The sequence below is a fragment of the Kosakonia sp. SOY2 genome (assembly GCF_027109175.1).
Lineage (GTDB): Bacteria > Pseudomonadota > Gammaproteobacteria > Enterobacterales > Enterobacteriaceae > Kosakonia.
This window is the reverse complement of the sequence record NZ_JAPVXH010000001.1, coordinates 469939-479151: the sequence shown is the minus strand read 5'-3', so window position 1 is coordinate 479151 and position 9213 is coordinate 469939. Positions and strand designations below refer to the sequence as shown.

The 9213-nt window shown below is 56.1% G+C and carries 9 protein-coding genes and 1 riboswitch; of the genes, 4 read left to right on the top strand and 5 right to left on the bottom strand.

Annotated features, from left to right (window positions below; translation table 11 throughout):
* Positions 1-31 precede the first annotated feature (31 nt).
* A complete protein-coding gene (locus tag O3S68_RS02190; protein ID WP_020454329.1) occupies positions 32-496 on the bottom strand; it encodes a helix-turn-helix domain-containing protein in 465 nt (154 codons plus the stop codon).
* Between the two features lie 233 nt (positions 497-729).
* Here O3S68_RS02190 and O3S68_RS02185 point away from each other — a divergent pair, with 233 nt between their 5' ends.
* From O3S68_RS02185 to yegS, 3 genes are all read left to right on the top strand, one after another.
* Positions 730-1461 carry a tetratricopeptide repeat protein gene (locus O3S68_RS02185; protein ID WP_020454330.1) on the top strand — a complete coding sequence of 244 codons (732 nt, stop codon included), beginning with the start codon at positions 730-732 and terminating at the stop codon, positions 1459-1461.
* A gap of 117 nt (positions 1462-1578) precedes the next feature.
* Positions 1579-2940: a prephenate-dependent tRNA uridine(34) hydroxylase TrhP gene (gene trhP, locus O3S68_RS02180; protein WP_020454331.1), complete on the top strand. Its 1362-nt coding sequence runs from the start codon at positions 1579-1581 to the stop codon at positions 2938-2940.
* Positions 2941-3190: 250 nt separating this feature from the next.
* Positions 3191-4090 (top strand): lipid kinase YegS, encoded by a 900-nt coding sequence (gene yegS, locus O3S68_RS02175; protein ID WP_097407484.1) that lies wholly within the window; start codon positions 3191-3193, stop codon positions 4088-4090.
* A 207-nt stretch (positions 4091-4297) separates the two neighbouring features.
* On the opposite strand, the gene O3S68_RS02170 is transcribed toward yegS, so the two are convergent.
* From O3S68_RS02170 to thiM, 4 genes are all read right to left on the bottom strand, one after another.
* Complete coding sequence (locus O3S68_RS02170; RefSeq protein WP_269230701.1) at positions 4298-5452, bottom strand: mandelate racemase family protein; 1155 nt, start codon at positions 5450-5452, stop codon at positions 4298-4300.
* 237 nt (positions 5453-5689) lie between these two features.
* A complete protein-coding gene (gene fbaB, locus O3S68_RS02165) occupies positions 5690-6742 on the bottom strand; it encodes a class I fructose-bisphosphate aldolase (RefSeq protein WP_020454334.1) in 1053 nt (350 codons plus the stop codon).
* Positions 6743-6892: 150 nt separating this feature from the next.
* Positions 6893-7693: a bifunctional hydroxymethylpyrimidine kinase/phosphomethylpyrimidine kinase gene (gene thiD, locus O3S68_RS02160; RefSeq protein WP_097407482.1), complete on the bottom strand. Its 801-nt coding sequence runs from the start codon at positions 7691-7693 to the stop codon at positions 6893-6895.
* Positions 7690-8472 (bottom strand): hydroxyethylthiazole kinase, encoded by a 783-nt coding sequence (gene thiM / locus O3S68_RS02155; RefSeq protein WP_269230700.1) that lies wholly within the window; start codon positions 8470-8472, stop codon positions 7690-7692. Before thiM ends, thiD begins: the two co-directional genes overlap by 4 nt.
* A 34-nt stretch (positions 8473-8506) precedes the next feature.
* A riboswitch (TPP riboswitch) is annotated at positions 8507-8603 on the bottom strand.
* Positions 8604-8983: 380 nt separating this feature from the next.
* On the opposite strand from thiM, the gene O3S68_RS02150 reads away from it, so the two are divergent.
* Entirely contained in the window at positions 8984-9184 is a 201-nt protein-coding gene (locus tag O3S68_RS02150; protein WP_269230699.1) for a hypothetical protein, read from the top strand.
* The last annotated feature ends 29 nt before the right edge of the window (positions 9185-9213 follow it).

The window sequence follows — 9213 nt, the reverse complement described above, 5'->3', positions numbered from 1 at the left end:
GGGCGCATGCGCCCGACACGCTCCGGTCGAGTTATTTACGCAGCAACCGCTGCAAACGCTGTTTATGCCACTGGCTAATCAGATTCGCGAAGACAAAAATCCGCAACCCTTTCACCGCCACCAGCCCGCCCCAAATCGCCGCCACCCACAATGACCAATGGCTCTCCGGCGAGGTGCTGCGGTTGAGGAAAAACAGCAGCACGCAGACGATAACGGCGGTGATCAACATGCGCCAGAAACTGCTTTCGGCGTCGAGCTGCTCCCGCGCCGCGGTGATGCGTTTATCCAGCGCCTCTTCGCCGGCCTCGCTCTGCGCGGAAAGCTCGGTGACGCTGACGCCAAACACCGCCGCCAGTGCGCTGAGTGTTTCCAGCGAAGGCTGATCGCCATTTTCGATTCTCTGCACGGTTCTGACGCTCAGCGCCGCCATCTCTGCCAGTTGTTCCTGTGACCAGGCCCGAGCCAGACGTAATGCTTTTACTTTGTTATCGCTCATACTCTTTCTCCTGATGAATCCGGCCTGTAGTGTCACCCAACCCCGCAGACAGCAACACGATCCGCACCTGACAGCGACCCGACAGCAGCCTGACACGGCCTGTCGCCAAGTATAACTCCAGTGAATATGTCTTCAGTGAACAACGGCGCAATCCTCTGTATGATGGCTGCCGCCTGGGGCATAGTATCGTTTCGTCAGCCGCCAGGCCTAACAACAATAAAAGGAAAGGGATAGTGAGGAAATACTACTACGGTGCGCTGACACTCTTATTTGCAGCATTCAACTGCCAGGCAGAGCTAACCGAAGCACAGATGGATGCAGACTGCGCGAAAATCGCCGATTATGCCAAAAAAGGCGATCAATATTACAAAGCGAAAGATTACCCCAAAGCGCGCGAGGCTTTCGAAGAACAGGCGGCATGGCTGGAGCAGTGCGAATCAGGCAAAGATAAACCGAATGATGTGTTGATAGCCACCGCCTACAACAATGTCGCGCTTACCTGGATCCGCCAGGGCGACTACCGCAAAGCGCAGGCGTGGCTGTCCATTATGCCGGACGACGAAAAGTCGAAATATAACCTCTCGCGTATTCAGGACAAGCTGCAGGCGCTGCCAAAACCGGCTTCCGCCGCAGGTGAATACTGGCAGTACGCCGGACGCAGCGAGTGGGAAGTCATCACGCTTAAACCACAGGATAAAGAGAGCTGGCAGGCGGACTGGTCCGGTCTTTATTTCGGCATCATGGGGCTGTACTCCGGGCCGAATATGGGTGATTTCAGCGAAAAAGTGACGCTGAAAAACGGCAAAGGCGACATCATTTTGCGTGATGAAGGCATTTCCCAATGCACCATTTCGCTGAGTCTGGCGGCGGATCTCAACACGCTGGAGATGAAAACGGATGATGCGACGAATTGCGGTTTCGGCCATAACGTCAGCGCCGATGGCACCTACCTGCGCGTGAACTAACACGCGGGTTTACTCCCCTGCCCCACGGCGCTACAATTCCCGCCCTAAATTTAGGGGAACTCCCCTGCGGCCTCACTTCGGTGAGGCTATCTGACCTGTCATCAGAACGAGAACATCATGTTTAAACCGGAACTCCTTTCCCCGGCGGGAACGCTGAAAAATATGCGTTACGCTTTCGCCTACGGCGCAGACGCGGTTTACGCGGGCCAACCGCGTTACTCGCTGCGCGTACGCAATAACGAATTCAACCACGAAAACCTGCAAATCGGCATTAATGAAGCCCACGCGCTGGGTAAGCAGTTTTATGTGGTGGTGAATATTGCCCCGCACAACGCCAAGCTGAAAACGTTTATTCGCGATCTGAAACCGGTGGTGGATATGGGGCCGGACGCGCTGATTATGTCCGATCCCGGTTTAATCATGCTGGTGCGGGAAAACTTCCCGCAGATGCCGATTCATCTGTCGGTACAGGCCAACGCCGTTAACTGGGCGACCGTGAAGTTCTGGCAGCAAATGGGGCTGAGCCGCGTGATCCTCTCCCGCGAACTGTCGCTGGAAGAGATTGCCGAAATCCGCGCCCAGGTGCCGGAGATGGAGATCGAAATCTTCGTGCACGGCGCGCTGTGCATGGCTTATTCCGGCCGCTGCCTGCTCTCGGGTTATATCAATAAACGCGATCCGAACCAGGGCACCTGTACCAATGCCTGTCGCTGGGAATACAAGGTGCAGGAAGGCAAAGAAGATGCCATCGGCAATATCGTACACGTGCATGAACCGATCCCGGTGCAGAACATTGAACCAACACTCGGCGTCGGCGCGCCGACCGATAAAGTGTTCATGATTGAAGAAGCCCAGCGTCCGGGCGAGTACATGACCGCCTTCGAAGACGAGCACGGTACTTACATCATGAACTCGAAAGATCTGCGGGCGATTGCGCATGTTGAGCGGTTAACGCAGATGGGGGTGCACTCTCTGAAGATTGAAGGCCGCACTAAATCCTTCTACTACTGCGCACGTACTGCGCAGGTTTATCGCAAAGCGATTGACGACGCCGCAGCGGGCAAGCCGTTCGACACTTCACTGCTGGAGACGCTGGAAGGCCTGGCGCACCGGGGTTACACCGAAGGTTTCCTGCGCCGTCACACCCATGACGACTACCAGAACTATGAATACGGTTATTCCGTTTCCGAACGCCAGCAGTTTGTCGGTGAATTCACCGGTGAGCGCAAAGGCGACCTTGCGGCCGTCGCGGTGAAAAACAAGTTCTCCGTTGGCGACAGCCTGGAGTTGATGACGCCGCAGGGCAACGTCAACTTTACGCTGGAGCACATGGAAAACGCCAAAGGCGAAGCCATGCCGGTCGCGCCGGGAGACGGTTATACGGTCTGGCTGCCGGTTCCGCAGGATATGGCGCTGGAATATGCGCTGTTAATGCGCAATTTCACCGGGCAGTCAACCCGCAATCCTCACGCGAAGTGATTGAGCAGGGTTATTTTTTCGGCGCGAAAAATCTTAGAATCGGATCACATACCGCCCCGTTTAATACGGGTATTATCCTTCTCGCTGAAAAACATAACCCATAAATGCTAGCTGTACCAGGAACCACCTCCTTAGCCTGCGTAATCTCCCTTACGCAGGCTGATTTTTTTTAATCCTTTCTCTGCTTTTTCTCCCCACTTTTCTCTCCTGAGATACACTTTTCTCATCGAATTCAATCAGGATGAAAAGAATGAGCGCATTTCCCACAAGTTTGTTAATCCTCAACGGTAAAAGCGCCGGGGACGAAGCCCTGCGCGAAGCGGTAACGCTATTGCGCGACGAAGGCATGGATATTCAGGTACGCGTCACCTGGGAAAAAGGCGACGCGGTGCGCTATGTCGAAGAGGCGCAGCAGCTTGGCGTTGCCACGGTGATTGCCGGTGGCGGCGATGGCACCATCAACGAAGTGGCGACCGCGCTGGTGAACTGCAAAAGCGAGACAATCCCGGCGCTGGGCATTTTGCCGCTCGGCACCGCCAATGATTTCGCCACCAGCGCCGGTATCCCGGAAGGCCTGGACAAGGCCTTACAGCTGGCGATTGTCGGCAAAGCGGTGCCAATTGATATCGCCCGCGTGAACGATAAAACCTGCTTTATCAATATGGCGACTGGCGGTTTTGGCACCCGCATTACCAGCGAAACGCCGGAAAAACTTAAAGCCGCGCTCGGCGGCGTCTCCTATCTGATCCACGGCCTGATGCGCATGGATATGCTGAAAGCGGATCGCTGCGAAATAAGTGGTGAGGATTTTCACTGGCAGGGCGATGCACTGGTGATCGGCATCGGCAATGGCCGCCAGGCGGGCGGCGGACAGCAGCTCTGCCCGCAGGCGCTGATCAATGACGGCTTATTACAGCTACGAATTTTCACCGGTGATGAACTGCTTCCCGCGCTGTTTACCACCCTGACACAGCCGGAAGATAACCCGCATATTGTCGACGGGAAATCGGCGTGGTTTGAAATTAATGCCCCGCATGAAATGACGTTTAATCTCGACGGCGAACCGCTGCGCGGCGAGCGGTTTCGCATTGAAGTGGTGCCGAATGCGCTGCAATGCCGGTTGCCACCGGATTGCCCGTTATTGCGTTAACGCGTCGCAGCCTTACGAGCGTGTTGCAAGCAAATTGACAGACCCGGTGAGCGCAAGCGCCGCCAGGCCTTTTTTGCTGCATTGCGACTGACGGTTATCTCAGCAACCCATAGTTTATTAATTTGAGAACATCTCGCAGCGAGGGGGTTAAACCCCCCGCTGAAATCAGCGAACCGGAGAGTGAATGACAAGGGCATTTGTTATCTGTCAGTCGTGGCTGACAGTATTGGCTTCGATATAGGCGAAATTGATGTCCTCGCCGAGCCCCGGTCGCTGCGGCAGATGAACAAAGCCCTCTTCATCCATCGGATCAATCAGGCTGTTTAAGTACGCCGCCGGTTGATCATAATCGAGGAACGGGTGCAGCAAACCGCGCTCGTACCAGCGGCAGTTGCGGATGGCACCAATCACCGCCAGGCTCGCCGCGCCGTTGCCGTGCACTTCACAATCCATGCCGAATGATTCCGCCAGGTTCGCCACTTTCAGCGCTGGCGAAATGCCGCCCACGCCGTTGGCTCCGGCGCGCAGAATGTCACAGGCGCCCGCGTTTACCCAGTCGGAGCGGCTATGGTGTTTCCCACCCAGGCTTTCCGGCCCGATAACCGGAATCGACAGATTTTCCGCAAGCCACGCGTAAGAGGACATGCTCGCTTCGTCCATCGGTTCTTCAAACCAGGCGAAGTTGAGTTTTTCCAGCTCCTTGCCGATATAGAGCGCGTCGGTGCGGCTGTACCAGTGGTAGCCATCAAGCATCAGTTCAATATCCGGGCCGACCGCTTCACGCACCGCGGCGCAGGCTTTGACGTCCATTTTCGGGTTCGGCGCGAATTTCACCGGTGGCATCCAGGTGTGTAATTTGATGGCTTTGTAGCCGCGCGCCACCAGTTTTTCGGCGAAGGCAGCGTACTCGTCCGGCGTCGAAAGCCCGCCTTCCAGCTCATCGCCGCACATGGTGCTGCCATACGCCGGGACTTTGTCGCGATAACCGCCCAGCAGCTTGTACACCGGCATGTTTAATTTGCGGCCAATCAAATCCCACAGCGCTTGTTCAACAAATGACAGTGCGCGCTCGGTTAACTGGTGCGCACTGCCGCGTTGCCAGTGCACCAGATCCTGCCAGATGCGCTCGCGGTTAAACGGATCCTGCCCGAGCATCACTTTGCGAAAAAAAGCGTTGAGCACAAACGGGCGCACCACTTCCGGCGGCGCAAAGGAATAGCCTTTGCTGCCATCGTCTGCGGCGATCGTCAGCATCGCCATGCTAGCCTGTTTTTCCGGCCCTGGATGCGAGTGCCCGGCGCTGTCGGAAACGCGGCGCGTAGGATGCTGAAACACGGTGACGTTTACTGATTCAATTTTCATTCTGGTTCCCTGATTTTTTTTGAAAAGCTGTTTTATAAATAAATATTATGCACAAAAATAGCGCGTAACTTCGGGCAAGTTTCGCTAAACGAGGAGCATTTTTTAGTCATATGCACGACGCGGCGTGACGTTTTTCACAAAAAGACGGGATGCAATCAGGGGATTAAGACGCAGGTAAGATGAAATAAAGGCGATGGATTATTTACCCTCCCCCGCCAGGGAGAGGGTAAAAGGTAATCAGGCGATGGTCACTTTCTCGTCAAGATAGACATCCTGCACGGCGTTAATCAGCTTCACGCCCTCGGCCATGGTTTTCTTGAACGCTTTACGGCCAAGGATCAGCCCCATGCCACCCGCGCGTTTATTGATAACCGCCGTACGAACCGCGTCGCCGAGATCGGTATCGCCGCCCGCCGCGCCGCCGGAGTTAATCAGCCCGGCCCGGCCCATATAGCAGTTCGCCAGCTGGTAACGCACCAGGTCAATCGGGTTGTCGCTGGTCAGCTTGCTGTAGACGCGCTCGTCGGTATAGCCAAAATTCACCGCTTTGTAGCCGCCGTTATTTTCCGCCATCTTCTGCTTCACAATATCGGCGCCAATGGTGGCGGCAATGTGGTTCGCCTGGCCGGTTAAATCGGCGGAAACGTGGTAATCAACGCCATCTTTCTTGAACGATGAGTTACGCAGGTACGCCCACAATACGGTGACCATACCGAGCTCATGCGCGCGTTCAAAGGCGGCGGAAATTTCTTCAATCTGGCGGCGTGATTCCGCTGAACCGAAATAGATCGTCGCCCCGACGGCGACCGCGCCCATATTGAACGCCTGCTCGACGCTGGCGTACAACGTCTGGTCATATTCGGTAGGGTAGCTGAGCGTTTCGTTGTGGTTCAGTTTTACCAGGAATGGAATGCGGTGCGCATAACGGCGCGAAACCGACGCCAGCACGCCGTAAGTGGATGCCACGCAGTTACAACCGGCTTCAATCGCCAGCTCGACAATGTTCTTCGGATCGAAGTAGAGCGGGTTGGCGGCAAACGACGCGCCCGCCGAGTGCTCAATGCCCTGGTCGACCGGCAAAATAGACAGATAGCCCGTGCCCGCCAGCCGCCCGTGGTTATACAACGTCTGCATATTTCGCAGCACCGCCGGCGGGCGGTTGTTATCGACCATTACGCGATCAACATAATCGTGTCCTGGCAGATAGAGCTGGTCAGCGGGGATGGTCATACAACGGTGTTGCAGAAGGCTGTCGGCGTCTTTGCCAAGTAACTGCACAATATCAGTCATAGCTATGCTCCCGTAAGCTTCGCGCAAAGCGAATTGGATTATCCTTACCTGCCTGACGGCAGGCAGAGATAAGCCTGGTTCCCTCTTGTCAGATTTTCCACCGCTGGCCTTTTTTTCAGCATTATCTGCTGGCACGTTTCATATAGCGGTTTACCACCACTGGTGAAAGTGATGCACCGGCCCAATGCCGTGCCCCACTTCCAGCGTATCTGCCTGCGCGAGCGCCGCCGTTAACCACTGTTTTGCTTCCACCACGGTGGATGCCCAGCCGTCATGGCGCGGGCGCAGCGCCGCCAGCGCGGCTGAGAGCGTACAGCCCGTACCGTGGGTGTTTTTCGTTTTCACTCGCGGGGCGCTAAAGCGCAGCGCCCCATCGCGCGTGAACAGCCAGTCAGGGCTTTCGGCGTCATCCAGATGACCGCCTTTCATCAGCACCGCTTCACAGCCGAGCGCCAGTAGCGCTTCGCCCTGCGCATGCATCTCCTGTTCGCTGCGGGCATGTGGCGCATCAAGCAGCGCGGCGGCTTCCGGCAAATTAGGCGTAATAAGTGAAACCTGTGGCAGTAAATGCTGACGCAGCGCAGTGACCGCTGAGGGCGATAACAGCGGGTCGCCACTTTTGGCGAGCATCACCGTATCCAGCACCACATTGCGTACCTGATAGCGACGCAGCCGTTCCGCGACCGCTTCAACAATGTCCGTTTCCGCCAGCATGCCGATTTTAGTGGTGTCAATACGCACGTCGCTGAGTACGGAATCAAGCTGTGCGGCGACAAAGTCGGGTTCAATGCGGTACACCGACTGCACGCCACGGGTGTTTTGCGCCACCAGGGCGGTGATCACCGAACAGCCGTATGCGCCCAGCGCGGAAAAAGTTTTCAGATCCGCCTGAATGCCAGCCCCACCGCTGGGATCGGTGCCGGCAATGGTTAATGCGTTGATGCGTTTCATGCATTGCCTCCCAGCGTGTACAGCGCGTCCAGAAAGGCGGGAACAAAACTGCCCGGTCCTGCGCTCTTCGCACAGGCCAGGCTACCGGCTTGTGCCATAAACGCGCAGGCCGCAGCGACATTTTCCAGCTTATCGCCCGGCAGTGCGCAGCAGGCGGCCACCACCGCAGAGAGTGCGCAGCCAGTACCCACCACGCGCGTCATCAGCACATCACCGCCGGTCACCATCAACACACGCGGGCCATCGGTGATGTAATCCACTTCGCCGCTTACCGCGACAATCGCTCCGCTTTGTCGCGCCAGCGCCTGCGCCGCAGGCAGTGCCGCGCTGGCGGTGTCGGTGGTATCCACGCCGCGCCCGCCGGCGCTCATACCGGCAAGCGCGAGAATTTCCGAAGCATTCCCCCGGATCGCCGCCGGGCGCAACGCCAGCAGTTGCTGGCAGAATTGTGTGCGTAGCGTGAGCGCGCCAACGGCAACGGGATCGAGTGTCCAGGGTTTATGCGCGGCATTCGCGCTCTCCACCGCCGCGCGCATCGCTGTGGCGCGTTCGCGCGTTAAGGTGCCCACGTTGATTAACAGGGCATCGGCGATGGCGCTGAACTGCGGCGCTTCTTCGCTATCAATCACCATCGCGGGTGATGCACCAAGCGCCAGCAGCACGTTAGCGGTAAAGGTTTGTACGACGTCATTGGTCATACAGTGCACAAGGGGAGAACGGCGGCGGAATTGCTGTAACGCATGTGCGAGTTGCACACGATCAAGCAGGTCAGGTTGCATGGTTTCGCTCCTGCCCGGCGTGAAGAAGAGATGCCGGGCAGGCATCTGACTTCCCTACGCTGGCATTATCCAGATCAGGTGGTACGGGTATTTCTCAGCCTTCACAAAGAAGGGCACCCCGAGTCATTTAAAACAAATTCAACTACTTGCGATTAATGCTCTCATTAATCCCTGTTCAGGATCATGCCAGCGGGGAAACAAAGACACAACCCCTTCAAAAACGGCATCTGCCTCTCATCACAACCCACGCGGTGCGCCCACATTACGACGACGGTTTCACCGGCTAATCGGCTTTTCAACAAGCAGGTGCAAGTCATGAGAATTTAATGATTTCATAGCGGTCATGAACACAACATCGATACCTTCAGGCAGCCTGACACGTTGATTTCTATGGTTCCTAAAATCACAGGTATCTTTCTCTACGCCGTAAAGAACGTTTTTTAATGCTTGCTTATCAATCAGTTGCCGCCCCATTGTTCCCATAACCTTCAAAGGCAAAAGGAGAAGGAAGATGGCATCACCGCCAGGCATCGACCCTATAAGTAGACGGCAGTTCCTACAAAACAATATGAGAGAAATGAGAGAAGCACGCAGCCACGGCTACGGACGTAACGTCGCACTGCCGCAAACTTATTTATGGTTTTATCAGAAGGTGCGCATTAATGCGGCCCATTGGCTGTTAACTGTGTTGCTGGCCATCTTCGCTGGCTGAGTTATCAGCCATATCCGCGAGCAGGCGAC